This is a genomic window from Acidovorax sp. GW835-FHT14G06, assembly GCF_058793595.1.
On sequence record NZ_JBXAGA010000007.1, the window covers coordinates 248,409 to 274,852 of the forward strand.

Here is a 26,444-nt window from a genome sequence, read left to right on the forward strand (position 1 = left end):
CATCCCCTGCCCGTGGCGCACACGCCCTGCCCTGACCCTGACGCCCCTGACGTGACTGCGGCGTGTGCACTCACCGCAGCCAAGGCGCCCATGCTGCAACTGGCCGTGCGATTGGGACTGGCTGTGGTGGCCGTGCCGGTGGCCCTGGCCATCACCCTCCTGCTTTTTCCCGTATGGTCATGGCTGGAGCACACGACTGGCATCGAGAGTGTGGGCCACAGCGGGCCAGCCAGTTGGTGTTACCTGGCCGTCTGGGTGCCAATCGCCACGGCCCTGCTCCTGCCCCCGCTGTGGCGACTGGCGCGTGCACTCTTGCGCGGTCCGCATGGCCACGCAGGCACATAGGGGTTCTCGGGCCGGGGCCGACCGCCGCAGGCGTATCACCGCACAATGCTGCCTTGCATCCGTTGCCACTCAGCCCGATGCGCCGGCCCATCCCCGGGTCGCTTCACAACACCTGGTGCCCAGCGCCCCACACCCATGCTCTACAACGCCTTGAAGCTTGTCCATGTCCTGTCCATCATCGTCTGGGTGGGGGGTATGGTGTTTGCCCACTTTTTCCTGCGGCCTGCCGCGCAGTCGCTGGAGCCACCGCAACGCGTACGGCTGATGCATGACGTGCTGCAACGCTTTTTTGTGGCGGTAACCGTCGCCGTGGTGGTGGTGCTGGCCAGTGGCCTGTGGATGATCGGCCGCGCGGCCAAGCAGGCCGTTCAGACGGGCGGTACGTTCTCCATGCCACTGGACTGGACCATCATGGCCACGCTCGGCCTGGTGATGATGGCCATCTTCGGCCACATCCGTTTTGCGCTGTTCCGGCGCCTGCAGCGCGCGGTAGCAGCGTCGGACTGGCCCAGCGGCGCCAAGGCCCTGGGCAGCATCCGCAGCTGGGTGGGCGTGAACCTGGCGCTGGGTGTGGTGATCGTCGTGGTCACGCTGCTGGCCTAGCCTGCAGTCCCGCTGCGCCGCCCCATGTTGATGGGCCCACGGGCCGCCGCACTGCGCGGCGGTGCCTGCCATGTGGCCCCAGGAGTTTTGACGTTGTTCCGATTCTTCGAAAGCCGGCTTCCCCCCTACCCCGCCGCAGAGCCGCACTTGCCTCCCAAGGCCTTTTTGGCCTTTGTGTGGGATGGCACCCGTGGCCTGCGAGGCTATGTGGCCGCCATGGCAGGCTTGTCCGCCGCCATCGCCATTTACGAAGCGCTGCTGTTTGCGGTGCTGGGCCATGTGGTGGACTGGATTGCCACGACTGCCCCCGGCGCACTGTGGGCCGAGCGCCAGGACGCGCTGATCGGTATCACGGCGCTGCTGCTGGTATCTGTAGTGCTGGTCGCCTTGCAGACCAGCATCAAGCACCAGGTGCTGGCCATCAACTTTCCGCTGCGCCTGCGCTGGAACTTTCACCGGCTGATGCTGGGCCAGAGCATGGCGTTCTACGCCGACGAGTTTGCGGGCCGCATCACCACCAAGATCATGCAGACCGCACTGGCCGTGCGCGACATGATCTTCACGACCACCGACGTGGTGATTGGCATGGGCATCTACCTGGTGACCATCCTTGTGCTGCTGGCCGGGTTTGACGCGCGGCTGCTGCTGCCGTTTGCCGCCTGGATGGTGGCCTATGGCCTGGCCTGCTGGTACTTTGTGCCGCGCCTGGGCCAGGTGGGCAAGGCGCAGGCCGATGCGCGTTCGGTCATGACCGGGCGCATCACCGATGCCTACACCAACATCGCCACCGTCAAGCTGTTTTCACACACGCGGCGCGAATCTGAGTTCGCGCGTGCCGCCATGGACGCGTTCAAGCTCACCGGCTATGCGCAGATGCGCCTGGTGAGCCTGTTCGAGATCGTCAACCAGCTGCTGGTGGTGGCCATGATTCTCGGCGCGTGTGGCACGGCCCTGTGGCTATGGTCTGCCGGTGAGGTGGGTGCGGGTGCCGTGGCCGCCGTCACCGCGATGACGCTGCGCGTGTCGGGCCACGCGCACTGGGTGATGTGGGAGATGACCACTCTGTTTGAGAGCGTGGGCACCATCCAGGACGGCATCAACACGCTGACCAGGCCGCGCGCCGTGGTCGATGCCCCCGACGCCAAGCCCCTGGCCGTGACCCAGGGCGAGGTGCGTTTTGAGGACATGAGCTTTGCCTACGGTAGCGGCCCCGATGCCCGCCCGGTGATCGACCGCCTCAACCTGACCATCCGCCCCGGCGAGAAGATCGGCCTGATTGGCCGCTCGGGCGCGGGCAAGTCCACCCTGGTCAACCTGCTGCTGCGCTTTCATGACGTGCAGTCTGGCCGTATCCTCATCGACGGGCAGGACATTTCCAATGTCACGCAGGACAGCCTGCGCCGTCACATCGGCATGGTCACGCAAGACACCTCGTTGCTGCACCGCTCCATGCGCGACAACATCCTGTATGGCCGCCCCGATGCCAGCGAGGCCGACCTGCACCAGGCGGCCGCGCGCGCAGAGGCCGCAGACTTCATCGCCACGCTCACCGACCTGCAGGGCCGCACCGGCTACGACGCCCATGTAGGTGAGCGCGGCGTCAAGCTCTCGGGCGGGCAGCGCCAGCGCGTGGCCATTGCACGCGTGATGCTGAAAGACGCGCCCATCCTGTTGCTGGACGAAGCCACCAGCGCGCTCGACTCCGAGGTCGAAGCCGCCATCCAGCAAAGCCTGGACGGCCTGATGCAAGGCAAGACGGTGATCGCCATTGCCCACCGCCTGTCCACCATCGCAGCCATGGACCGACTCATCGTGATGGATGCAGGTCGTATCGTCGAAGAAGGCACCCACTCGCAGCTGCTGGGCCAGGGCGGCATGTATGCCCGGCTGTGGGGGCACCAGAGCGGTGGCTTCCTAGGCGAATCGGAAGAAGACTGAGTCGGCGAGGACGGACATGAGCCGCATGGGCGACACGCTGTCGCGCACGCGGCTGTGCAGCGGGTGTGTTGTCCCTACGGTGGCGGGTTTCAACCACCGGATGGAATCGCACCGATGATCAAAGTCACCGCCGTTTACCGCTGGCGTGAGGCCGCCACCTTCAACCACGACTACTACCACTCCGAGCACATGCGCATCGCCCGCGCAGCATTGCAGCCGCTGGGCCTGGTGCGGCTGGAGAGCGACCGTGTTTTATACCCTGGCGAGCCGCGTCCGGGCCAGGTGGTGGCGCTGACCAACGCGTTCTTCAGCGACCTGAAGCAGGCCCAAACGGCCGCCAAGGCGACGATGGCTGAGCTGTCGGCAGACATTCCCAACTACACCAACATCCAGCCCGAGTCCTACTTTGCGCAGATGCTGGAGCACGAGGTAACAGCCGCTCAAGAACCCGCTTAACCGCGCTCGCGCACCGCTTTGAACAGCAGGCCCAGGCATACAGCCATGCCCAGCATCGGCACCGCGGCCAATACGGCCACCAGAGCGCGCGCCGGGATCGACCAGTCAAAATCGCGCGCCGTGCGCCAGGCACCAAAGGCTGCGACCAGCCCCAGGCCAAACATGCCCATGCGAAAGCTCGCACCAGGCTTGAAGAAGGCGATGAGCAGCACGGCATTGGCGACGCCAAAGGCCAGCGCCACATGGCCCAGGTGGATGGAAAACGAGGACCGTGCACCGTGGCTGCGCCCGTCGTCTTCCTCCTCATCATCGTCCGCCCGGCTGCGCGAGCGGCTGGGCGACGGTGTGTGGGAAGGCTGGGCACGCGCAGGCGCTGCGAGGGCTGCAGGGCCCCCGTCGGCCCTCCCCCACTCCGTGGCGGAAAGTCCTGCAGCAACTGCACCAGCCACCGCGGCAGATGACGACGCGCCAGGCACTGCGATGCTGGGCGACAGCCCACGCTCTTGCAGCACGGCGCGTAGCCGCCCCGGCTCGCGCAGGGCCGTCACCAGCGCGCGTACGGGCCCCTGATCCTGTGGCTTGATGCGCAGGTCGGCAATCTGCATGGTGGTGCCACGGGTATTGGCCAGCATGAACAGCGCCTTGGCCACCAGTGTGTCTTTGGCGCCACCCTTGCCGCTCTCGATGAAGGTGCCCAGGTTGTAGGTGGCATCGGCGTGGCCCGCCTCGGCGGCCTGGGCGTACCAGGCGCGGGCCTGGGCCAGGTTCACGGGGCCACCATAGCGGCCATGCTCGTCGCTGGTGCCCAGGTGAAAGGCCGCGTGCGGGTCACCCTCGCGGGCATACCAGCCCGGCAGGTCGCGCAGGATGTTGCCGGTCCACACCAGGGGCGGTGCAGCGCCTGGTGCAGACGAAGCCGCAGCCATAGGCGCCAGGCTCAGGCCACCGGGCGATTCGGACGCTTCCTGGGCCTGCTTCTTTTTCTGCGCGCGCTGCCTTTGCTCTTGCGCGGCGGTGTTCCACTTCGCGGCCTGCTGTGCGTCCACTGGCCCGCCCCAACCGCGCTCGTACATCACAGCCAAAAGGCGCTTGGCTGGCTCGTGGTCCCATTCGGCCGCACGCTGGCACCAGGTGCGGGCGTTTTCGTAGTTGGGCTGCTCCCAGCCGATCACCGTTTCCAGCGCGTCCAGGTAGGCCGCGACCTCATGCCCTTGGGCTGCGGCGGGCGCCAGAGCGTCGGCGGCTTCAATGCGCCTGCGCGAGTACAGCGCAAACTGTTCGCTGCGGGCCACAGCGTCGTCCACCGCCTTGCGCTCTTCGTCCACGATGCGCAGCAATTGCTCCCCAAGGGCAGCCTTTAGTCGCGCCATCAGAGCCTGTATACGCTCCTTCGCCTTGTCCGGAAAGCGCTCGTAGAAGGCTTGGGCATCCTTGCGGGTCTCCGCATCGTGCGCCCCCATGAGCTGCAGTGCAGCCGCCAGATCGAAATGCCTGCGCTGGCCCATGGTGCCAAAGCGCAGTGACCGGCCCAAGGCGTAGACCGCATGGGGGTTGCCCCGCGCAGCCCAACGCCGGTACTCAGCCCAGGCCGTGGCATCGTCGCCCGCCTGGCGGGCACGTGCAGCATGGCGTACTTGCAGGTCGGGCTCTTCAGGGGCATCGCCATTGGCCAGGTAGTGCACGCCACTTTGCGGGTCATACAGGTTCAGGCCCAGGCGGGCCGCCTGCTCCCAGCCATCGTCAAACGGCGGGCCCCAATCCGGGAAGCGGTTGTTGATGCCCACGCCAAAGGTCGGGTCGGTGATGTCAGGACCACCGAGGTAAATGTCCCAGAACCCGGCAAAGCGCAGTTCGACGGCCCGGGCCCAGGCAGTGAATTGGGGGTTTATCGGCACCTGGGGGCCGGCCTCCACGCGCTCGTACTGCGCGTCCGCCTCGGCCTTGGTGGCGGGCCAGGGCCAATCAGCGGGCTTCTCCCAGATCTGGATGGTGTAACTCACGGATCCCTCCTCGGATGCCGCTGGGGGCGCGGCTTGTTGTTGGCGTTGACGCTCGTCAAGTGCCAGCGAATTCTAGAAGCGGCCCCAGCTCGCCTGCATCGCGGCTCTTCTCTGTGTTGTCCAGTGATGTGCCAGCACCACACCCGGATACGGGCTCTCATTTTTGGATAAAAATAGGCTGTAGCGCCCATACTCTATGTGCCAATAGCTCTATTTTTTATAGCAAAACATGTCCCAGCCACCCCTTTCTGTCATGGCCCTTGCGATGCCTGTACCCACCGGCGAGCAGCTCAAGGCCGCGCGCGTTGCAGCCGGGCTCAGCCAGGCGCAAGCTGCCGAACTCATGGGCTACCCGCTGCAAACCGGCAGCCGGGGCGGCGTGCAGTCGCGCACCTGGCAGGCGCTGGAGAGCATGACCGACGAGCGCAACATGCAGGGGCCTGTGTTCGCGATGTTTCTGTTGCTCACCGGGCAGCATCCCGATCTCGTGCTCGCACATCGCTCGCCATCGACGGACGCTCCCGCCGGCGCGCCAGCGCCCAACCCGCAATAAAAAAGGCGGAACGGCCCAAAGGCAGTTCCGCCAAGTCTCTACGGAAGAAAACAGGATCGGCCGGGCGATCAGTCCACCTTGATGTTGGCAGCCTTGATGACCTGCGCCCATTTGTCCACCTCGGCCTTCTGGAAGGTGGCGATCTGGGCCACGTTCATGTCGGCAGGCTCCATGCCAAACCCCTTGAGGCGGGTCTGCATGTCGGGCTGGGCGAGGATCTTACGGATCTCGTCGTGCAGGCGGCTCACCACCGGGGTGGGCGTGCCCGCCGGCACAAAAATCGCCTGCCAGGACTGCACCTCAAAGTCCTTGAGTTCGGCCACGCCGGACTCCGCCACCGTGGGCACGTCGGGCATGGAGGCCAAGCGCTTGGGCGACGTGACGGCAATGGCGCGCAGCTTGCCGCTCTGGATGTGGGGGGCAGCGACCACGGTGGTATCGAACATCATGTCCACCTGGCCGCTGATCACGTCCTGGATGGCGGGGCCGCTGCCCTTGTAGGGGATGTGCGTGAACTTCACGCCCGACTTGTAGGCCAGCAGTTCCACCGCCAGATGCTGCGAGCTGCCCGTGCCGGCGGACGCAGACGACAGGCCGCCCTGCTTGCCCTTGGCGGCCGTCAGCACGTCCTTCAGGGTTTTATAAGGGCTGTTGGCCGACACCACCAGCACCACCGGGTTGGTGCCGATCAGCGTGACGGGGCTGAACGACTTGATGGGGTCGTAGCCCAACTTGGGGTACAGGCTGATGTTGATGGCATGCGAGCTGACCGTGCCACCCAGCAGCGTGAAGCCATCCGGGGCCGAGCGCGCGGCGGCCTCCGAGCCGATGCTGCCAGCCGCACCGCCCTTGTTCTCCACCACCACCGTCGTGCCCAGGGCTGTGGCGAGTTGCTGGCCGATCAGACGGGCCAGGGTGTCGGTGGTGCCACCGGCGGCAAAGGGCACCACGTAGCTGATGGCTTTGCCGGTGGGCCAGGTGGTCTGGGCCATGGCGGGCAGCGCCATCAGCGCGCCCGCAGCTGCCAGGGCTGCGGATTGGACCAGGGTTCTGCGTTGCATGTGTTTGTCTCCTAGGGGCAATGAAAAAAGGGGGCAACGAGCGAGGGCGCCTGCGGAGGCCGTGTTGTCGGTGCAGCCTGTGAACGCACGCCCTTACCCGCTCAGGGCATATCGACGATCTCGATCCAGTTGGGGTTCTTGCCCACCGGAACGCGGGTGGGCACACCGGGAAGGCCTGTCGCGGGGTCAATGGGGTGCAGTGCGACGTGGTGCGACTCCTGTCCCGCTGCGATCAGGAAGCGGCCAGACGCGTCCACTGCAAAACCGCGCGGCGTCTTTTCGGTGGGCACCTGGCCCAGGGGCGACAGCTGACCGGTGGCGGCATCGACGCGAAAGCTGCTCAGGGTGCTGGAGGTGCGCTCGGACGCATACAGCGTGCGGCCATCGGGCGATAGGTGAATGTCGGCGGCCCAGGGCTTGCCCGCAAAACCTGCGGGCAATGCCGTGGTGCGCTGCAGCGGGCGAACGGTGCCACGCTCCTTGTCGTAGGCCATCACGTGCACGGCGGCATCCAGCTCGTCCAGCAGATACAGGTGGCGCTGGTCGCGGCTCCAGACGAAATGGCGGGGGCCGGACTTTTCGGGCGCTACGGGGGTCAGCGCAGGCTCGTGTGCGGTGAGCTTGCCGGTCTCGGCATCGAACTTCCAGGCTGAGAGGTGGTCGCCACCCAGGCTGGTGGCAAAGACATGGTGGTTGGCCGCGTCCGCATGGATGGCGTGGGCGTTGGGGCCCGTAGGGATGAGTTGCTGCACCGCCCCCACCACGCCGTCCTTGCCGATACTGTTGACCGTGATCTTGTGTCCGGGGTAGGAGGCTGCGAACAGCCAGCGCCCGGTGGCGTCGGTGTCGATATTGGCCATGCTGTCGGCCAACGGCGCCTCGCCCAGCTTGCGCAGCTTGCCACTCGCCGGGTCAATGGCCAGGCTGACCACCCGAAACGGCTGCGAGCGCAATGCCACATAGAGCACGCGCTTGTCCGGGCTGACGGCCATGGGCATGGCAGCGCCACCCAGTGCCGTGGTGTCCACGGGCTTGAGCGTCCCGGCGGCGCGGTCCAGCTCCAGCACCGACACATCCTGGCTGTCTGCATTGGCCACGTACACCCAGGTGGCTGCCTGCACAGCCTGTACGCCCAGCGCGGTTGCGACTGCCAGCATCACCGGCGCGACGCGGTGACGGATACGAAATGGGATGGTCATGCTCGGTCCCCTGGTAGTGCCTTCGGCTGGACTGCGACTCTGAAGCGCGCCCGCCAGTGAGGTTGTGGTGGTTCTGCTGCGCCCGGAGACGCCATTCGCAGGGCGATTCATTGCTGCAGCATCGTGTGACTGTGATATGTCGTCATACAACAAGGAATGCATTCTGACCCATCTTCAGCGCTGACAGAGAAAGGGATTACCCGAGGTCACGTACAACCTCGAAACACCCGCCAGTCAACAATCTCTGGATTTTTTGGGCCAAAAATCTCAGTACAAACCCTGAAATCCCCCTGAAAATGCACTGAATGACACCGGCATGGATTGCATATTTTTTGATCTAGTTGTACGATGACTAACAACACAAACACACGGAGACATTCCATGAGACTGCAACGTCGCGCAATTCTTCTGGCCTGCACTGCCGCTCTGGCGGCAGCTTCTGCCACGGCCCAGACCGCTGAATGGCCTGCCAAGACACTGCGCATCGTGGTGCCCTACCCACCAGGCGGCAGCTCGGACATCATTGCGCGCTCGATCAGCCAGGCGCTGTCCGAATCGCTCAAGCAAAGCGTGATCGTCGAGAACAAGCCCGGCGCCAATGGCAACCTGGGTGCCGACTTTGTGGCCAAAGCCGAGCCCGATGGCTACACCATGCTGCTGTGTGACGTGGGCGCGCTGGCGATCAGCCCCTCGGTCTACACCAAGCTGTCGTTCGACCCCTCCAAAGACTTGCGCGGTGTGACCATGCTGGCCTACTCGCCCCACCTGCTGGTGGTGCACCCCTCGGTGCCGGTCAACAACCTCAAGGAGCTGATCGCCTACTCCAAGAAGAACGAGCTGAACTTTGCCGTGACGGCCACCGGCAGCGCTCCCCACCTTGCCGGCGTGGCGCTGGAGCGCGCCAGCGGCGCACGCTGGCAGTACATCCCCTACAAGGGCGGCGTCACCGCGATTCAGGACACCGTGGCGGGCCAGACCCAGGTGCTGATGAACGGCATGCTGGCCACCCTGCCCCAGGTACAAAACGGCAAGCTCAAGGTGCTGGGCGTTTCCAAGTCCACCCGCATGCCGCTGATCGGTGACGTGCCCACGATTGCCGAGCAAGGTGTGGCCGGCTACGAGTCCGGCACCTGGCAAGGCGTGCTGCTGCCACGCGGCACACCCGATGCGGTCGTGCAAAAGCTGAACAAGGCGCTCATCACAGCCATCCGGGCACCCGAGATCCGCTCGCGCCTGGCCGGCCAGGGCGCCGAAGTGGTGACCATGACCTCCACCGAACAGGACCAGTTCTTCGCCAAGGAACGCGCGCGCTGGGCCAGCGTGGTGAAGGCCGCCAACATCAAGCTCGACTGAGCGCCACAGACACCCGTTTCATTCACCATCCTCTCCCGCTGCAATGACCATGACCCCGCAAGAACTCAAAACCATCATGGGCTCCGGCCTGCTCTCGTTCCCCATCACCGACTTCGACGAGCAGGGCAACTTCCGCCCCAAGACCTACATCGAGCGCCTGGAGTGGCTCGCCCCCTATGGCGCCAGCGCCCTGTTTGCCGCCGGTGGCACGGGTGAGTACTTCTCGCTCTCGGGCCCGGAGTACAGCGAGGTCATCAAGACGGCCGTGGATACCTGCCGGGGCAAGGTGCCCATCATTGCCGGTGCCGGTGGCCCCACCCGCACGGCCATTGCCCATGCCCAGGAGGCCGAGCGCCTGGGCGCCCATGGCATCCTGCTGTTGCCGCATTACCTGACCGAAGCTGGCCAGGAAGGCCTGATCGCCCATGTGGAGCAGGTCTGCAAGAGCGTGAAGTTCGGTGTGATCGTCTACAACCGCGACCGCACCAAGCTCACGGCCGAGTCGCTGGCCATCCTGGCCGACCGCTGCCAGAACCTGGTGGGCTTCAAGGACGGCGTGGGCAACATCGAGACCATGTCCTCCATCTACATGAAGATGGGAGACCGCTTTTCATACCTGGGCGGACTGCCCACGGCAGAGGTGTATGCCGCTGCCTACAAGGCGCTGGGCACGCCGGTGTATTCGTCGGCGGTGTTCAACTTCATCCCCAAGACGGCGATGGAGTTCTACAAGGCGGTAGCCAACGATGACACGGCCACGCAGCACCGGCTGCTCAAGTCGTTCTTCATGCCGTACCTGTCCATCCGCAACCGGGTGGAGGGCTATGGCGTGTCGATCATCAAGGCGGGTGCGCGCATCGTGGGCCATGACGGCGGGCCGGTGCGGGCGCCGCTGACGGACCTCAAGCCCCACGAGATGGAAGAGCTCAAGGCGCTGATTGACAAGCTCGGGCCGCAGTAAGCGCGGCCTGGGTGCAGGGCCAGGTTCTCCAGGCCCTTTTTTGCCCGCAGTTCACCTCTTAACAACCCGGGCCTGGCCGTGCACGGACCCGTGGAGCAGTCGTGGCACGCACATCCCGAAACCCCAATACAACAACGGAGACAGACAAGATGTTCAAGCAAATCGTTCTCGCCATGGGAGCCGCCATCACCATTGCCACGCTCGCTGGCTGCGCCACTGGTGCAGCATCTACAGCCTCCTCGGCATCGGCCGAACAGGCGGTAGCTGCAGCCGCAGAAAAACTGCGTGTGGCCATGATTGACCCCACGCCCGCTGCACTGACCGCTCTCGTCGCTGACGACCTGAGCTACGGTCACTCGGGCGGCCGCGTGGACACCAAGGACAGCTTCATCGGCGACCTGATCGCCGGCAAGTCCGACTTCGTGACCATCGCCATCACCGACCAGACCATCAAGGTGGTGGGTAATACCGCCATCGTGCGCCACACCCTCACGGCCGACACCAACGACTCGGGCAAGCCCGGCAAGGTGCAGATCAAGATCCTGGGCGTGTGGCAACAGCAAGGTGGCCAGTGGAAGCTGCTGGCGCGCCAGGCCGTGCGTGTACCGGCTTGATGTAGCCGCTTTGGGGCGGCAGTGTGCCGCCCTTCGCATTTTTGGCACTGTTGCCCCACGACACCATGACCACAGCCACCCCACACCGCATCCTGCAAATCGGCCGCCTGCCCCTTCCCGCGCTGGAGTCCCAACTGGCGGCCCGATACGACGTCACCTGTCTGGCCGACCAGACCGATCCGGCGGCTTATCTGGCGTCGCACGGGGCGTATTTCACGGGGGTGGTGACTACCGCAGCCATCGGCCTCAAAGGCGAGGTCATTGCCTCCCTGCCCCACCTTCAGGTCATCAGCAGTTTTGGCGTGGGCTTTGACGCGCTGGACATCGAAGCGGCCAAGGCGCGCGGTGTGCAGGTGGGCTACACACCCGGCGTGCTCAACGACTGTGTGGCCGACATGGCGTTCGCGCTGATGCTGGATGTGTCACGCCACGTGGCCGCCAGCGACCGTTTTGTGCGCCGTGGTGAATGGCCGAAGGCCAGATACGCACTGGGCACCCGCGTGTCCGGCAAGCGGCTGGGCATCGTGGGCATGGGCCGCATCGGGCAGGCCGTGGCCGAGCGTGCGAGCGGGTTTCGCATGGAGGTGGGGTACCACAACCGCCGCCCGGCGCAGGATTGCACACTGCCCTACTTCGAGTCGGTGACCGCGCTGGCGCAATGGGCCGACTACCTGGTGCTGACGGTGGCAGGCGGCGCGGGCACGCGCCACCTGGTCAACCGCGATGTGCTCGATGCCCTGGGCCCCCAGGGCTACCTCATCAACGTGGCGCGTGGCAGCGTGGTGGACGAGGCGGCACTGATCGATGCGCTGACCGAGCGCCGCATTGCCGGCGCCGGGCTGGACGTTTTTGAGAACGAACCCAGCGTGCCCGCCGCGCTGATGGCGCTGGACAACGTGGTGCTCACCCCCCACACCGCCAGCGCCACGCACGAAACCCGCCGAGCGATGGCGGACCTTGTGCTGGAAAACTTGCAGTCGTTCTACGCCACCGGGGCAGTGCGTGTGCCCGTGCCAGGCACGGTGTTCGCCATGTTTTTGCTGCTGACGGGGCAGCACCCTACGCATGCGCATGCAGACAAGGCACAAACCAGCGCCTCGTAGAACCTGAAGGCTTGTGTGCGCAGGCGCAGCGCCTCAGCAAGCCCTTGTCATTAACGGCGTTCACGCATCGCTTTGAACAGCAGCAGCGTGCACACCGCCATGCCCAGAATGGGGATGGCCGCCAGTACCGCCACGGCAGCGCGGGCAAGCGGCGACCAGTCCAGATCGCCCGCAGTGCGCCAGGCCCCGATGGCCCCGACGAAGCCAAGTGCCATCAGCCCCATGCGAAAGCTGACCCCGGGTTTGAAGAAGGCAATCACCAGCACCACGTTGGCCATGCCCACCATCAGGGCCAGGTGGCCCCAGTGCAGTGACAGGACCGGGCGGTGGTGTTCATGGATGTCAGCATCGTCGTCTTCATCGCCGTCTTCGTGCTTCGCCGATGGGCGCGTGCGGGCGGCTGGTGCAGAAGCCCCATGGCTTGCCGCTGCAGGCCCTGCCAAGCCACCAGCCGCCCCGGCAGCACCGGCGGCTGCCGCACCACCCATGGCCTGACGCGCGGGCGGCGCAGCGCTGGCCACTGGCTCCAGCCCGCGCTGCTTCAACACGGCGCGCAGCTGGCCGGGCTGGCGCAGGGCATTGACCAAGGCCCGCACGGGCGCCTGCTCTTCGGGCTTCAGCCGCAGGTCGTCCACGCGCATGGTGGTTCCTGTGGCGTTTGCGATCATGAAAAGCGCCTTGGCCACCAGCACGTCCTTGGGGCCGCCGGTTCCGACCTCTATGAACGTGCCCAGGTTGTAGGTGGCATCGGCATGCCCGGCTTCAGCCGCCTGGGCATACCAGGCGCGGGCCTGGGTGGGGTTCGCTGGGCTGCCTTCCTCGCCGTTTTGGTCGATGATGCCCATGTACTGCGCGGCATGGGGATTGCCCTCACGCGCAAACCAGCCCACAAAATCGCGGGTGATGGAACCCGTCAAGACCCCAGCCGCCGCCGCGACCGGCCCAGGCTTCGTCTCCATCGGCGCCAAGCTCAATCCCCCGGGGGATTGAGCCTCTTCCTTGCGCTGCTGCTGTTTCTGCATCTTTTGCCGCTGCTCTTGTGCTGACGCGGTCCATTGGGCAGCGGCGGCCCTGTCCACCGGGCCGCCCCAGCCATGCTCGTACATCAGGGCCAGGATGCGTTTGGCGGGCTTATGGTCCCATTCCGCCGCACGCAGGCACCAGTAGCGGGCGTTTTCAAAGTGGGGGATCTCCCAGCCGATGACATCGTCCAGCGCCTTCTCCAGGGCAGCCACTTCGTGGCCCTGCAAAGCAGCAACCTCCAGCCCGCCCGAGGCTTCGATGCGCTTGCGGCTGTACAGCATCGTCTGCCGTGTGCGTTCAAAGGCATCGTCCAACGCTTTGCGCTCGGCGTCGATCCGTTGCAGCAGTGGCACCCCCGGGGCTGCTTGCAGCTGCGCCTGCAGCGCCTGGATGCGCAGCTTGGCCTCGGGTTGGAATTTGTTGAAAAACGCCTCGGCGTCCGCTCGGGTTTCAGCGTTGTGGGCCCCCATCCGCTGCAGCGCAGCGGCCAGGTCAAAGTGCAGGCGCTGGCCCAAGGTGCCAAATCGCAGGGCCCGGCCCAGCGCGTAGATGGCGTGTAGGTTGCCGCGTGCGGCACAGGCCCGGTACTCGGCCCAGGCGGTGGCGTCATCGCCCGCTTTGCGGGCCCGCAACGCGCGCTGCACCTGCAGGTCGGGCTCCTCGGGCACATCCCCATTGCCCAGGTAGTGCACGCCACTTTGCGGGTCGTACAGACTCAGGCCCAGCCGGGTGGCCTGCGCCCAGGCGTGGTCAAAGGCATCATCCCAGTGCGGGGTGCGGGTGTTGATGCCAAAGCCCAGCGTCGGGAAGTTGGTGATGCCCTCCTCACTGCCGTCCAGCCACACGTCCATGTCTGGCGGAAAGTGCGCATACAGCGCCTGGCCCCACAGCAAAAACTTCGGGTTTTGCGCCGTCTCTGGCCCGTCGGACACGCGCTCGAACTGTGCATCGGCCTCGGCCTTGGTAGTGGGCCACGGCCAATCGGCGGGCTTATCCCACAGCTGCAAGGTGTAACTCATGCTTCCTCCCGGGGCGGTGTTGTTTTTGTTGGGCGACGGGACGGATTCTAAGAATTGAAGCAAAAAATGACTGTAGCGCTTTAAATACGGGCGCAAGAAGCTACACAATTTATAGCTAAATCAACCTTTTTTTCAACTCAAGGGGAGCGTCATAGCAACTCAATGCCCTTGAGCGTCACAAAACTCGTCTCGCGCGTGACCTGCACAAAGTCCTGCAGATACGGCTTGGCCGACAGGCTGGGCAGGCAGGCGGCGTGCAACTCGCCGCGCAGGCCTTTTTGTCCGATGGGCCGCGCCGTCACATACCCCCGGTCCAGGTAGCTCTGCACCGCCCACAGCGGCAGCGCCGCCACGCCGCGCCCGCTGGCCACCAGCTGCAGCATGGCCACCGTCAGCTCGGTGGTGCGGCGCGGGGGGCGCACGCCGGCGGGCTCCAGCACCTGGCGGATCAAATCGAGCATTTCGTCGGGCACGGGGTAGGTGATGATGGTCTGGTCGGCAAAGTCCTGCGCCACCAGGTGCGGCTTGGCCACCAGCGGGTGCGTGTTGGCCAGCAGCGCGCGGATTTCAAAGCCAAAGAGCGCGTGGTAGTCCACGCCCGCCTCGTCCCCATCCACCTCCGACACGATGGCCACATCGGCCCGGCCCTGGTGCAGCAGGCCCACGGGGTCGGCGTGAAAGCCGCTCACGATGTCCAGCTCCACCTCGGGCCAGCGGGTGCGAAACGCGTCCATGGCGGGCATGAGCCAGTCAAAGCAGGTGTGGCATTCCACCGCAATGCGCATCTGCCCGCCCTGCCCCAGCACCAGGCGGGCAATGTCGCGCTCGGCCCCTTCCACCTGCGGCAGCATCGCATCGGCCAGCGCCAGCAGGCGTTCGCCCACGGCGGTGAACTGCGGCGGCACCGATTTGCGCTCAAACAGCGGCTGGCCGTAGCGGTCTTCCAGCAGCTTGATCTGGTGCGACAGCGCCGACTGCGTGAGGTTGAGCAGCTGCGCGGCCCGCACTAGGCTGCCGCTGTCGCGCAGGGCCACCAGCGTGCGCAAGTGGCGCACTTCCAGAATCGACTGGTTCATTATTAATTTTCAAGTTGATCGACTAAAACTTTCGTTTGAATAATAAACGAGCCCGCGCGACCATCAGTGCCTTCATTGCATTGCTCCATTCAGAAGAAGGAAATCACCATGTCGCTCGCCGCAGTTGTCGTAACAGCCGCCACCCGCCGCCCCGTGTTCACGCACACCCTGGGCTTTCCGCGCATGGGGGCGCAGCGTGCGCTGAAATTCGCGCTCGAATCCTTCTGGCGGGGCGACAGCACCGAGGCCGAGCTGCAAGCCACCGCCGCCCAGCTGCGCCAGTTGCACTGGCAGGCGCAGGCCGATGCAGGCCTGGGCTTTGTGACCGTGGGCGACTTTGCGCTGTACGACCATGTGGCCAACCACATCCAGTTGCTGGGCTGCGAGCCTGCGCGCTTTGGCTTTCATGCCCACACGCCCGAGCTGGCCCGCTACTTTGCAATGGCGCGGGGCGTATCGGCCAAGGCCGCCGACGACCACCAGGGTTGCAGCGCCGGTTGCCAGGCTACGCACCACACCGCAGGCCAGCCCGCACTGGAGATGACCAAGTGGTTCGACACCAACTACCACTACCTTGTGCCCGAGTTCAGCGCCCACACGCAGTTCCACCTGGCCAGCGAGCGCCTGTTTGCCGAGGTGGCCGAAGCCCAGGCGCTGGGCCACCGGGTCAAGGCCGTGCTGCTGGGGCCGCTGAGCTTTTTGTGGCTGGGCAAATCCAAAACGGCGGGCTTCGACCGATTCAGCCTGCTGGAGTCCCTGCTGCCCGTGTACGAAGCCGTGCTGGCACGCCTGAAGGCCCTGGGCGTGGAATGGGTGCAGATCGACGAGCCCATCCTGGGCCTGGACCTGCCCGACATGTGGCGCCACGCCTTTGAGCCCAGCTACTGGCAACTGGCGCGCAGCGCGCCCAAGCTGCTGCTGGCCACCTACTTCTCGCCCCTGGCCGAGAGCCTGCGCCTGGCTTGCCAGTTGCCCGTGGCCGGCTTGCATGTGGATGCCGTGCGCGCGCCCGACGAACTGGTGGGCGTGGCCGACTGGTTGCCCTCGCACAAAGTGCTGTCGGTGGGCATCGTGGACGGTCGCAACATCTGGCGCACCGATCTGGATGCGGCGCTGCAAAAGCTGCGCCCCGTGGCCGACAAGCACCAGGGCGAGCTGTGGCTGGCACCGTCGTGCTCGCTACTGCATGTGCCGTTCAGCTTAGAGGCTGAAACACAGCTGGACGCCGAGGTGAAGTCATGGCTGGCGTTTGCGGTAGAAAAACTCGATGAGCTGCGCGTGCTTGCCACCGCCTTGTCGCAAGGCGAAGCGGCGGTGGACGACGAACTGCACGCCGCCCGCACCGCCCTGGCCGCCCGCCGTGCCAGCCCGCGTGTGCACCGCGCCACCGTGGCGGCCCGCATTGCCGCGGCCGCGCCAGGGGCCGACCAGCGCGCCAGCGCCTTCCCTGCCCGGCAAAAGGCCCAGCGCGCACGGCTGAAGCTGCCGCTGCTGCCCACCACCACGATTGGCTCGTTCCCGCAGACGGCGGAGATCCGCGCCGCACGCGCCGCCTTCAAGCGCGGGGCACTGGATGCGGCCCACTACCAACAGAAGATGGAAGCTGAAATTGCCCTGGCCGTGCGCAAGCAGGAAGCCTTGGGGCTGGACGTGCTGGTGCACGGCGAAGCCGAGCGCAACGACATGGTCGAATACTTTGGCGAGCAGCTTGACGGCTTTGCCTTCACCGCCAACGGCTGGGTGCAAAGCTACGGCTCGCGCTGCGTGAAGCCGCCCATCATCTACGGCGACGTGGCCCGCCCTGCGCCCATGACCGTGGCCTGGACCCAGTACGCGCAAAGCCTCACCGCCAAACCCATGAAAGGCATGCTCACCGGCCCCATCACCATCCTGCAATGGAGCTTTGTGCGCGACGACCAGCCCCGCGCCACCACGGCCGACCAGATCGCCTGGGCGATCCGCGACGAGGTGTGCGACCTGGAAGCCGCAGGCATCGCCATCATCCAGATCGACGAGCCCGCAATCCGCGAAGGGCTGCCGCTGCGCCGCGCGGGATGGAAGAGCTACCTGGAGCGCGCCACGCGCGCCTTCCGCATCAGTGCCAGCGGCGTGCGCAACGACACGCAGATCCACACCCACATGTGCTACAGCGAGTTCAACGACATCCTGCCCGCCATCGCGGCCATGGATGCCGATGTGATCACGATTGAGACAAGCCGCTCGGACATGGAGCTGCTGCAGGGGTTCGGTGATTTCCGCTACCCCAACGAAATCGGCCCCGGCGTGTACGACATCCACTCGCCCCGCGTGCCCAGCGTGCAGGAAATGGCCGCACTGCTGGAAAAAGCCGCCGAGGTCGTGCCCGTGGAGCACCTGTGGGTGAACCCCGACTGCGGCCTCAAGACCCGGGGCTGGCCGGAGACCGAGGCTGCCCTGCGCCACATGGTGCAGGCGGCGCAGGAAGTGCGCGAGCGGTTGCTGGAAGAGGCGGCCCTGGCCTGACGGGTCCCCGGTTCAGCCAGCAGCGCGCTTCATCTCGGCCAGCTTGACCAGCACCTGCAGCGCGTGGTTCAGCGGCGTCGGCACGCCCAAGGCGGCGCCGCGCTTGACCACATAGCCATTCAGGTGGTCGATCTCGGTGGGTTTGCGACGCGCCAGGTCCTGCGCGGTGGACGAGTACTGGCCGGGCATGGTGCTGGCAATGCCGCGCACCGCCGCCTGCACATCGCCCGGAATCGTCACCCCATCGGCCGCCGCCACGGCCAGGCATTCGGCCACGATGTCGGCAATCACCTGCGTCACGCCGGGCACCTGCACCAGCGGGCCGTAGGGCTGCTGCGACAGGGCCGAGAGCGCGTTGTAGGCACTGTTGAGCACCAGCTTGGCCCAGAGCGCGCCACGCACGTTGTCTGACACCTGGGTGGGAATGCCCGCCGCCGTGAGCTGCCGGGCCACCTCGTCACTGCGCGGCGAAGGTGCAATCACCAGCTCGCCCCGGCCGTGGTGCACCACATGCCCGGGGCCACCCATGGCGGTGGCCACATAGACCACGGCAGCGGCCACGGGAGTGCTGGCGTCCAGCACGGCGCGCACGCGTTCGTCGTTGTCCACACCGTTCTGCAAGGTCAGCACCAGCGCGCCAGGGGCCAAATGTGGACGGATCTGCTGCGCGGCGTCTTCCGAGTCGGACGACTTCACGCAGAACAGCACCACGTCCGCGCCGTGCACGGCGCTGGCCTCGGTGCTGGCCGCCAGGGGCACCTGCACATCCATCGCCGCCGTCTGCAGCCGCAGACCGTTGTCACGCACGGCCAGCACGTGGGCGGGCCGCCCGATGAGCGTGACGGCATGGCCCGCCCGGGCGAGCAAGGCACCAAAGTAGCAGCCCACCGCACCCGCGCCCATCACGGCAAAGCGCAGGGGCGGTGCAATGTCCAAGGCAGTGGGCAGGGAGGCAGATGAATCAGCAGCAGCGGTCATGGCGGTGTCCCGGTGGGCAAGTCACAGAAGGGTCGGTCAACAGGCGCCCCACTATATCGGCGGCAGCCTGCGCACCAAAAATCAAGGGTTTTTGGGCTGATGCGCTAGTCGAACATGCCTTACCAGCTATCAAATACGTAGCAAATTGACTTTCTGCAAGGCTGCTTGCAGGGGCGCACTCCCTTCGCTCGCGCCATCTTCAGCACCGCGAAGCTCCGTCCGTTACCTCCCGTTCGTGGGATCTCACCCCGCTCAAAGGCCCCTTTCCAGTGTCAGGAATTTAATCAATGCAAAGACAATAATTGTCTAGTCAATTAAATTTCCCACCCATGTCAGCCCCTCCCGAACCCAGCCAAGCCCCCGCGTTCTACAACGCCGAGCACTACGACCCCAGCAAGCTGGTGCCCGAAAACAGCGTCGGCTACCTGATGCGCAAGGTGATGTCGTCCATCCGCACGCAGGCCGATGCCCAGCTGTCTTTGCACGAACTCACCTACGCCCAGTGGCTGCCACTGTTCAAGTTGTCCCTGTGCGAGACCGCCACCGTGGCCAGCCTGGCGCGTGACCTGGAGACCGACCCCGCCTCCATGACCCGGTCGCTCGACCGCATGGAAGCCAAGGGCCTGGTGGTGCGGGAGCGCTCCACCGTGGACCGCCGCGTCGTGCAGCTCAGGCTCACACCGGAAGGCCAGCGCATTGCAGCCCTGGTGCCGCCCGTGCTGGCCGACGTGCTCAACGGCCACCTCAGCGACTTCAGCCACGACGAGTGGCAGCTGCTGCTGTCCATGCTGCGCCGCATGCTGGCCAACGGCGAAGCGCTGCGCCAGCAGCCCCCCTCACCCACCGAACCCGCAGCTGGTTGACCCCGCCCTGTTGCCCTGCCCCCTGGAGATTTCCGTGACCGCCACTGCCCCAACCTCCCTGTCCACACGCTCTGCCCTCGCCGCCCATCTGGCGGTATCGGCCGTTGCCCTGGCCGCCGCGCTGCTGCTGGTGGGCTGCGCCAACCCCGACCCGGCCCACACCCCGCTCGCGCAAACCACCCCGGCTGCCGCCGGCCTGAACGCAGCCACCACAGACGTGGTGGCCACCAGCCAATGGTGGAAAGCACTGGGCGACGAGCAGCTCAACACCCTGATCGACACCGCCTTGCAAGGCAACCCCAGCCTGGCCGTGAGCCGTGCCCGCTTGGAGCAAGCCGTGGCCCTGAGCCAGGTGCGTGAGGCCGCCAACGGCCCCCAAGCCACCCTGGGCGTGGACGCCACCCGCCAGCGCTACACCGCCAACGGGCTGGTGCCTGCTCCCGTTGCTGGCAACACATACAACAGCGGTACCGTGCAGGCCACGCTGAGCTGGTCGCCCGACTTCTTTGGCCAGCACGCTGCCGAGCTGCAGGCCGCCCTGGGCCAGGCGCGTGCGGCCCAGGCTGACGCCGCAGCCGCCGCCAACACCCTGGCCGCCCAGGTGGGCCGCAGCTATGTGGCGCTGGCCCGGCTGGTGGCCCAGCGCGACGTGGCCACGCGCGCGCTGGAGCAGCGCGAAGAACAGCGCAAGCTCACCCAAGAGCGCACCTCTGCAGGCCTGGACAGCCAGGTCGAGCTGACCCAGGCCCAGGCCGCTGTGCCCGATGCCCGCACACAAATCGAAGCGCTCGAGGAGCAGATCACCCTGGGCCGCCGCCAACTGGCCGTGCTGACCGGCCAGGCACCCGACGCTCTGCCCCAGCTCACGCCCCGCCTTGCCGTCCTGCAGCCCACTACCGTGCCCGAGGTGCTGGGTGCCGACCTGCTGGGCCGCCGCCCCGATGTGGTGGCCGCGCGCTGGCGCGTGGAAGCGGCAACGCAAGGTGTGAACAGCGCGCGCAGCGAGTTCTATCCCAACATCAACATCGGCGCGTTCATTGGCCTGAACTCGCTGGGGCTGGACCGTTTGTTCAACGGCAGCTCGCGCCAGATGGGCGTGACGCCCGCGCTGCGCCTGCCAATCTTTGACGGGGACCGCCTGCGCGCCCAGCTGGGCGGCCGCGCCGCCGAGCTGGACGTGGCCATCGCCCAGTACAACGGAGCCGTGCTCGATGCGGTGAAGGAAGCCGGCGATGCCGTGGCCTCCATCCAGTCGCTCACCCGCCAGCAGGCCTTGCAGGACGAGGCCGTGGCCAGCGCCGAAAAAGCCTACCGCTTTGCGCAGGAGCGCTACCGCGCAGGGCTGGGCAACTACCTGGTGGTGCTCTCCACCGAAAGCCAGGTACTGGCCCAGCGCCGCCTGGCCGTGGACCTGCGCGCCCGCCAGCTGGACACGCGCCTGGTGCTGATGAAGGCGCTGGGTGGCGGCTGGACGGACGACACGGCCGTGCTGCACACCGCCGCCGCGCACTGACCGGCCCACCGCACCGGACCGCACTCATTCAAAAACACATAACAACACATTCCTGAAAGACCACAGCCATGACCGCCAACAGCGAACCCCTCACCGCCAACGAAGCCAACACCGCCCGCCGCCGCGGCCTCACCCTCATCGCCGCCGCCGTCGCGCTGGTGGCCATCGGCTGGGGCGGCTGGCACTGGGCCAATGGCCGCCATGTGGAGACCACCGACAACGCCTACGTGGCCGGCAATGTGGTGCAGATCACGCCACAGATCGGCGGCACGGTGGTGTCCATCGGCGCTGACGACACCGACTATGTGAAGGCCGGCCAGTTGCTGGTCAAGCTAGACCCCGCTGACGCCCGCGTGGCGCTGGAGCAGGCCGAGGCCCAGCTCGCACAGACGGTGCGCGAAGTGCGTACCCTGTACGCCAACAACTCCACCTTGAAGGCCCAGGTCAGCCTGCGCAGCGCCGACCTGGCCCGTGCCCAGGCCGATGCCGCCCGCGCCCAGGACGACGTGAACCGCCGCACCCCGCTGATGGCCAGCGGCGCCGTGGGCAAGGAAGAGTTCCAGCACGCCACCGCCCAGCTGGCAGCTGCCAAGAGCACCGTGGCCGCCGCTCAGTCGGCCGTGCTGGCCGCGCAAGAGCAACTGGCTGCCAGCCAGACACAGACCGAGGGCACCTCCGTCGAGCAGCACCCCAATGTGCAGCGCGCCTCGGCCCGCGTGCGTGAGGCCTACCTGGCCGTGCAGCGTGCGCAGCTGGTCGCCCCTCTGGACGGCCACGTGGCCAAGCGCGGCGTGCAGGTGGGCCAGCGTGTGCAGGCCGGTGCTCCGCTGATGACGCTGGTGCCGCTGAACGATCTGTGGGTGGACGCGAACTTCAAGGAAAGCCAGCTCAAGACCCTGCGCATCGGCCAGACCGCCGAGCTGGAAGCCGACGTGTACGGCACCAAAGTCGTCTACCACGGCACGGTGACGGGCCTGGGCGCTGGCACCGGCGCCGCCTTTGCGCTGCTGCCCGCACAGAACGCCACGGGCAACTGGATCAAGGTGGTGCAGCGCGTGCCCGTGCGCATTGCGCTCGACCCCAAGGAAGTGGCAGAGCACCCGCTGCGCGTGGGTCTGTCGATGGAAGTGAAGGTGGACACCGCCGACCAGAGCGGCAAGACGCTCGCTGACACGCAGCGCACCACGCCAGTGGCCGCCACCGCTGTGTTCGACGAGCAGTTCAAGGCCGCCGACGACGAGGTGGCGCACATCATTGCCGCCAACCTGGGCCGCAATGGCAAGGCCGCACTGGCCGTGGCGTCGCCCAAGGTGAGCAGCCAGCCCGCAGTGCAGGCGCAAAAGCATGCATCGGCCCCGGCGCAGCCCGCCGTGCAATCCCCGGTGGTGCAGTAAGCGGGGTTGACCGAGCATGACTGCCGCCAACCCCACTGCAGACACCGCAGGCCAGCCCCCCGCTCCGGCGGCGCCTGCTGCGGTGTCGCCACCAGCAGCCCCACCCGGGCCGCCTGCTGCCTATCCGCCGCTGCAGGGCACCGCCCTGTTGCTGGGCACCCTGTCGCTGTCGCTGGCCACGTTCATGAACGTGCTGGACTCGTCCATCGCCAACGTTTCCATCCCCGCCATTGCCGGCGACCTGGGCGTGAGCCCCGGCCAGGGCACCTGGGTCATCACCAGCTTTGGTGTGGCCAACGCGATCTCGGTGCCGCTCACCGGCTGGCTGACGCAGCGCTTTGGCGCGGTGCGACTGTTCACCATGAGCGTGCTGCTGTTCGTGCTGACCTCCTGGCTGTGCGGATTTGCGTCGTCGCTGGAAATGCTGGTCTTTTTCCGCGTGCTGCAGGGCCTGGTGGCTGGGCCGATGATTCCGCTGAGCCAGACGCTGCTGCTGGCCAGCTACCCGCGCGCCCTGGCGGGCACGGCGCTGGCCCTGTGGGGGGTGACCACGCTGGTGGCACCCGTGGTGGGGCCGCTCTTGGGCGGGTGGATCACCGACAACATCTCGTGGCCGTGGATCTTCTATATCAACGTGCCGGTCGGGCTGCTTGCCGGGGCGTTGACCTGGGGCATCTACCGAAAGCGCGAGACGCCCATCCGCAAGCTGCCAATTGACACCGTGGGCCTCAGCCTGCTGGTGCTGTGGGTCGGCGCGCTGCAGCTCATGCTCGACAAAGGCAAGGAACTGGACTGGTTTGCCTCAGGCGAGATCATCACCATGGCAGTGGTCGCGGTGGTGGCGTTTGCTGTCTTTCTGGTGTGGGAGCTGACCGAAAAGCACCCGGTGGTGGACCTGAAACTCTTCAAGGGCCGCAACTTCACCTTCGGTGCGCTGGCGCTGTCGGTGGCCTATGCGCTCTTTTTTGGCAACGTGGTGCTCCTGCCGCTGTGGCTGCAGCAGTGGATGGGCTACACCGCCACCTCGGCAGGCATGGCGCTGGCACCGGTGGGCGTGTTCGCCATCCTGCTCACGCCGCTGGTGGGCAAAAAGGTCGGCCAGTGGGACCCGCGCCGCATGGCCACGGGTGCGTTCATCGTGTTCAGCACGGTGCTGTGGATGCGTTCGCAGTTCACGGTGCAGACGGACTTCATCCACATCCTGATCCCCACGCTGTTGCAGGGCGCGGCCATGGCGTTCTTCTTCATCCCGCTGACCACGCTGACGCTGGCGGGTGTGTCGCCAGACCGCATCCCGGCGGCAGCAGGTTTGTCGAACTTTGTGCGCATCACCGCCGGTGCCATGGGTACGTCGATTGCCACCACGCTGTGGGAGAGCCGCGCCGCCATGCACCACGCGCACCTGACCGAAGGGCTGGTGCAAGGCCAGGGGGTGTTCGCGCAGACGCTGGATGGCCTGGTGGCCTCAGGCCTCACGCAGATGCAGGCGCTGGCGCAGATCAACCGGCTGATCGACCAGCAGGCGTTCACCCGCGCGGCCAACGACATCTTTTTGGGCTCGGCCGGGTTGTTCCTGCTGCTCATCGCGCTGATCTGGCTGACCAAGCGCCCCGCACGCACCGGCGGTGCGGGAGCGGCAGATGCGGCAGGGGCGCACTGAACGATATCGGCGCAGAGATTTCAAGAAAAAATGGCTGCAAGCGCTGGTCAAACAAGCGCGGGAAGCTATTATTTTTGACATGAATCTGCGAGGTGTCGTCCTCGCCATAGCCCATGTATCCCACAGCCGGTGTCGGAAATCCCTGACCCCGCTGCGGGCGCGGCACCTGCGGGCAGTTCGCGGGGTGCACCCAACAATGCACTCACCGCAAACCACTCCAACAAGGAACTGCCATGTCACTCTCGCTGATTCTTCTGATCGTTCTGATCCTCATCCTGGTCGGCGCCCTGCCCACCTGGGGCCACAGCCGCTCTTGGGGCTACGGACCCAGCGGCGGTATTGGCCTGGTGGTGCTGATCCTGGTCATCCTGCTGCTCATGGGCCGGATATGACGCACCTTTGACGTTTGCCAGCGGTGCTCGGCAAAAAGTTGCCGCCGCCCGCAACGTCTTTGAGCATCCACAGGGGGCCCTTTCAGGGCCCTTTTGTTGTGTACGACTGACGGTAGCCGGGCGCAGTGGCTGCTACTTTGGGGTATCGCCGCAACCCAAAGTGTCCTGATTCAGACCAGGACTCCAGCGGCATCCGTGCCCGCCCACAGCCAGTTCAGACCATTCAGGCAGTTCGTGTCATGGGCGTACGCCGCTCTGCCAGAGCAAACGCCGAGGTGAGCGCAGCAAACTCGTCTTTGGCCACGGTGCCGTCGGCGTTGCCCGCGCGGTCCATCACCTGCAGCACGGCTTGCGAAAACGGATCGCTGCCTGATTGCGGGCCCTTGGTGCGGGCAAGCCCCTTGAGGAATTCATCATGGGTGATGACACCATCCTTGTCAGCGTCAAAGCCCGCCGTGATCTGCTGCTTCTGGTCTTCGGTCGCGCCAAACCGCGTCAACAGCGCCTGGAAATCTTCCTTGGAGACCGCAGCTGCCGCACGGCCGCCCGGTGGTGCAGCAGTAGTCTGGCGAGATGACCGCCCCACGGCTGTCACCGAACCAGCAGATGCCCCCTGTGTAGCCAGCACGTCCTGCCCCGCCATGCCCACCAACGTTTGCGCCTCGGCGCTGAGCCTGACCACGGCCGAGGGCTCGGGCGCCGCCGCCTCGCCCCCACGCCGCGCGGACGCCTTGCCCGCGCCACTGGAGGCCGCATTGAAAATCATCGACGCTACCGATGCGAGGCCGGAAATGAGAGGGGACATCGCCATGAACTCCTGTGTGGCGACAGCCCGGTACCTTTGACCTGTCCGCAAGTCACCGCATCGCCCAGTGGACCAAGGGTAGCGGCGAGCAGCCAGTACGGTGGGCCAAAAAGCCAACGCTTTACGCCCCAGCTTCGCGGATGGACAGGGGGTACCCGGAGGCCACGCACATTAGGCTGCGCGCCGCGCCCTCCGCACCACCCTAGCACGGCATCACCACCCGGATGCAGGTTCCCCCACCGGGGCGCTGCAGCACCAGCAGGTCACCGCCCGCCATCTGCGCACGGTGGTTCATGCCTGCCACCCCATAGCCGCCCAGTAGTGCACCTTCGCTGGAGTGAAGCCGCATGCCGCGGCCGTTGTCGCTGACTTCGGCACACCAGGACTCGGTACCCGCACGGTAACGCACACCCACCGCGACCTCTGTGGCGCCCGAATGCTGCAACACGTTGCTCAAGGCCTCCTGAACAATGGCAACCAGGTGCATGGCACTGTCGGCATACGGAAAACTGGACAACGGCGGAATTTGCACATCCCACGCCATGCGAATCCCACGCCGATCGAGCACGGGCTGGATGCGGTGCCGGAGCCGGGCCAGGCGGTCAGCAAATGGCTCGTCCGCCGCATCCATGGAGTCCACGACAAGTCGCAGGTCCAGCATGCACTTGTCGAGCAGCGAACGGAGTTCACGCACTGCGGGCGGCTCGGCCTCCAGCAGCGCCATGGCAAAGACCAGTTGTGCGCCCAGGTTGTCATGCAAGTCCTGCGCAATGCGCCGCCGCTCTGCCGTCACCTCGGGGCTGGCGCGTGCGCGCAACCTGGGTCGCCATTGCAAGGCCCGGGGCAGTTGCACCAACAGCAGGGCCCCCAGGCCCACCGAGATCACCAGGGCGGCCAGCTCCCACCATTGCCGATCCGACGGCTTTTCCTCGTCATAGCCATAAAACGCCACGGCCAGCAGTACCAACTGCATCAGCCACATGCATATGCAAACGATGGCGAACAACGGGGGACGTGTGCGAAACACGGCTCA

The 26,444-nt window shown here is 66.1% G+C and carries 23 protein-coding genes; 15 read left to right on the top strand and 8 right to left on the bottom strand.

The window, feature by feature from the left end:
• Window positions 1–12 precede the first annotated feature (12 nt).
• From AC1Q64_RS14515 to AC1Q64_RS14530, 4 genes are all read left to right on the top strand, one after another.
• Entirely contained in the window at window positions 13–345 is a 333-nt protein-coding gene (locus AC1Q64_RS14515) for a hypothetical protein (protein WP_492251813.1), read from the top strand.
• Between the two features lie 135 nt (window positions 346–480).
• Window positions 481–948 (top strand): CopD family protein, encoded by a 468-nt coding sequence (locus tag AC1Q64_RS14520; protein ID WP_492251814.1) that lies wholly within the window; start codon window positions 481–483, stop codon window positions 946–948.
• Between the two features lie 93 nt (window positions 949–1,041).
• Window positions 1,042–2,886, top strand: coding sequence for an ABC transporter ATP-binding protein (locus AC1Q64_RS14525; protein ID WP_492251815.1), 1,845 nt, complete (start codon window positions 1,042–1,044; stop codon window positions 2,884–2,886).
• A gap of 114 nt (window positions 2,887–3,000) precedes the next feature.
• Window positions 3,001–3,342, top strand: coding sequence for an EthD family reductase (locus tag AC1Q64_RS14530; RefSeq protein ID WP_291437812.1), 342 nt, complete (start codon window positions 3,001–3,003; stop codon window positions 3,340–3,342).
• On the opposite strand, the gene AC1Q64_RS14535 is transcribed toward AC1Q64_RS14530, so the two are convergent.
• On the bottom strand, window positions 3,339–5,342 hold the full coding sequence (locus tag AC1Q64_RS14535) for a tetratricopeptide repeat protein (RefSeq protein ID WP_492251816.1): 2,004 nt from the start codon (window positions 5,340–5,342) through the stop codon (window positions 3,339–3,341). The genes AC1Q64_RS14530 and AC1Q64_RS14535 overlap by 4 nt on opposite strands.
• Window positions 5,343–5,595: 253 nt before the next feature.
• On the opposite strand from AC1Q64_RS14535, the gene AC1Q64_RS14540 reads away from it, so the two are divergent.
• A complete protein-coding gene (locus tag AC1Q64_RS14540; protein ID WP_492251817.1) occupies window positions 5,596–5,895 on the top strand; it encodes a helix-turn-helix domain-containing protein in 300 nt (99 codons plus the stop codon).
• Between the two features lie 68 nt (window positions 5,896–5,963).
• Here the strand turns inward: AC1Q64_RS14540 and AC1Q64_RS14545 are convergent, their stop codons facing one another.
• Window positions 5,964–6,956 (bottom strand): Bug family tripartite tricarboxylate transporter substrate binding protein, encoded by a 993-nt coding sequence (locus AC1Q64_RS14545; RefSeq protein ID WP_492251818.1) that lies wholly within the window; start codon window positions 6,954–6,956, stop codon window positions 5,964–5,966.
• A gap of 101 nt (window positions 6,957–7,057) precedes the next feature.
• A complete protein-coding gene (locus tag AC1Q64_RS14550; RefSeq protein WP_492251819.1) occupies window positions 7,058–8,155 on the bottom strand; it encodes a lactonase family protein in 1,098 nt (365 codons plus the stop codon).
• A 381-nt stretch (window positions 8,156–8,536) separates the two neighbouring features.
• On the opposite strand from AC1Q64_RS14550, the gene AC1Q64_RS14555 reads away from it, so the two are divergent.
• The 4 genes from AC1Q64_RS14555 (at window position 8,537) to AC1Q64_RS14570 (ending at window position 12,186) form a co-directional block, all read left to right on the top strand.
• Window positions 8,537–9,508 carry a Bug family tripartite tricarboxylate transporter substrate binding protein gene (locus tag AC1Q64_RS14555; RefSeq protein WP_492251820.1) on the top strand — a complete coding sequence of 324 codons (972 nt, stop codon included), beginning with the start codon at window positions 8,537–8,539 and terminating at the stop codon, window positions 9,506–9,508.
• Window positions 9,509–9,557: 49 nt separating this feature from the next.
• Window positions 9,558–10,469, top strand: coding sequence for a 5-dehydro-4-deoxyglucarate dehydratase (kdgD, locus tag AC1Q64_RS14560; protein ID WP_492251821.1), 912 nt, complete (start codon window positions 9,558–9,560; stop codon window positions 10,467–10,469).
• A gap of 149 nt (window positions 10,470–10,618) precedes the next feature.
• A complete protein-coding gene (locus AC1Q64_RS14565; protein WP_492251822.1) occupies window positions 10,619–11,083 on the top strand; it encodes a nuclear transport factor 2 family protein in 465 nt (154 codons plus the stop codon).
• A 65-nt stretch (window positions 11,084–11,148) separates the two neighbouring features.
• Complete coding sequence (locus AC1Q64_RS14570) at window positions 11,149–12,186, top strand: 2-hydroxyacid dehydrogenase (protein WP_492251823.1); 1,038 nt, start codon at window positions 11,149–11,151, stop codon at window positions 12,184–12,186.
• Window positions 12,187–12,236: 50 nt separating this feature from the next.
• On the opposite strand, the gene AC1Q64_RS14575 is transcribed toward AC1Q64_RS14570, so the two are convergent.
• Together AC1Q64_RS14575 and AC1Q64_RS14580 are read right to left on the bottom strand one after the other, a co-directional pair.
• Entirely contained in the window at window positions 12,237–14,228 is a 1,992-nt protein-coding gene (locus AC1Q64_RS14575) for a tetratricopeptide repeat protein (RefSeq protein ID WP_492251824.1), read from the bottom strand.
• A 149-nt stretch (window positions 14,229–14,377) separates the two neighbouring features.
• Window positions 14,378–15,304 carry a LysR family transcriptional regulator gene (locus tag AC1Q64_RS14580; protein WP_492251825.1) on the bottom strand — a complete coding sequence of 309 codons (927 nt, stop codon included), beginning with the start codon at window positions 15,302–15,304 and terminating at the stop codon, window positions 14,378–14,380.
• A gap of 108 nt (window positions 15,305–15,412) precedes the next feature.
• On the opposite strand from AC1Q64_RS14580, the gene metE reads away from it, so the two are divergent.
• Complete coding sequence (gene metE, locus AC1Q64_RS14585) at window positions 15,413–17,806, top strand: 5-methyltetrahydropteroyltriglutamate--homocysteine S-methyltransferase (protein WP_492251826.1); 2,394 nt, start codon at window positions 15,413–15,415, stop codon at window positions 17,804–17,806.
• 12 nt (window positions 17,807–17,818) lie between these two features.
• Here the strand turns inward: metE and AC1Q64_RS14590 are convergent, their stop codons facing one another.
• Window positions 17,819–18,784, bottom strand: coding sequence for a ketopantoate reductase family protein (locus tag AC1Q64_RS14590; protein ID WP_492251827.1), 966 nt, complete (start codon window positions 18,782–18,784; stop codon window positions 17,819–17,821).
• 329 nt (window positions 18,785–19,113) lie between these two features.
• Here AC1Q64_RS14590 and AC1Q64_RS14595 point away from each other — a divergent pair, with 329 nt between their 5' ends.
• The 5 genes from AC1Q64_RS14595 to AC1Q64_RS14615 all read left to right on the top strand — a co-directional run bounded on the left by AC1Q64_RS14595 (window position 19,114) and on the right by AC1Q64_RS14615 (window position 24,606).
• Window positions 19,114–19,647 (top strand): MarR family winged helix-turn-helix transcriptional regulator, encoded by a 534-nt coding sequence (locus tag AC1Q64_RS14595; protein ID WP_056062509.1) that lies wholly within the window; start codon window positions 19,114–19,116, stop codon window positions 19,645–19,647.
• Window positions 19,648–19,681: 34 nt separating this feature from the next.
• Window positions 19,682–21,160, top strand: a complete 1,479-nt coding sequence (locus tag AC1Q64_RS14600; RefSeq protein ID WP_492251828.1) for an efflux transporter outer membrane subunit — start codon at window positions 19,682–19,684, stop codon at window positions 21,158–21,160.
• A 68-nt stretch (window positions 21,161–21,228) separates the two neighbouring features.
• Window positions 21,229–22,554 (top strand): HlyD family secretion protein, encoded by a 1,326-nt coding sequence (locus tag AC1Q64_RS14605; RefSeq protein ID WP_492251829.1) that lies wholly within the window; start codon window positions 21,229–21,231, stop codon window positions 22,552–22,554.
• 16 nt (window positions 22,555–22,570) lie between these two features.
• Window positions 22,571–24,214 (top strand): DHA2 family efflux MFS transporter permease subunit, encoded by a 1,644-nt coding sequence (locus tag AC1Q64_RS14610; protein ID WP_291437778.1) that lies wholly within the window; start codon window positions 22,571–22,573, stop codon window positions 24,212–24,214.
• Window positions 24,215–24,447: 233 nt separating this feature from the next.
• Window positions 24,448–24,606 carry a DUF3309 family protein gene (locus AC1Q64_RS14615; protein ID WP_007856361.1) on the top strand — a complete coding sequence of 53 codons (159 nt, stop codon included), beginning with the start codon at window positions 24,448–24,450 and terminating at the stop codon, window positions 24,604–24,606.
• Between the two features lie 223 nt (window positions 24,607–24,829).
• Here the strand turns inward: AC1Q64_RS14615 and AC1Q64_RS14620 are convergent, their stop codons facing one another.
• Window positions 24,830–25,411, bottom strand: coding sequence for an EF-hand domain-containing protein (locus AC1Q64_RS14620; RefSeq protein WP_492251830.1), 582 nt, complete (start codon window positions 25,409–25,411; stop codon window positions 24,830–24,832).
• A 202-nt stretch (window positions 25,412–25,613) separates the two neighbouring features.
• Complete coding sequence (locus tag AC1Q64_RS14625; RefSeq protein ID WP_291437787.1) at window positions 25,614–26,384, bottom strand: sensor histidine kinase; 771 nt, start codon at window positions 26,382–26,384, stop codon at window positions 25,614–25,616.
• Between the last annotated feature and the right edge of the window lie 60 nt (window positions 26,385–26,444).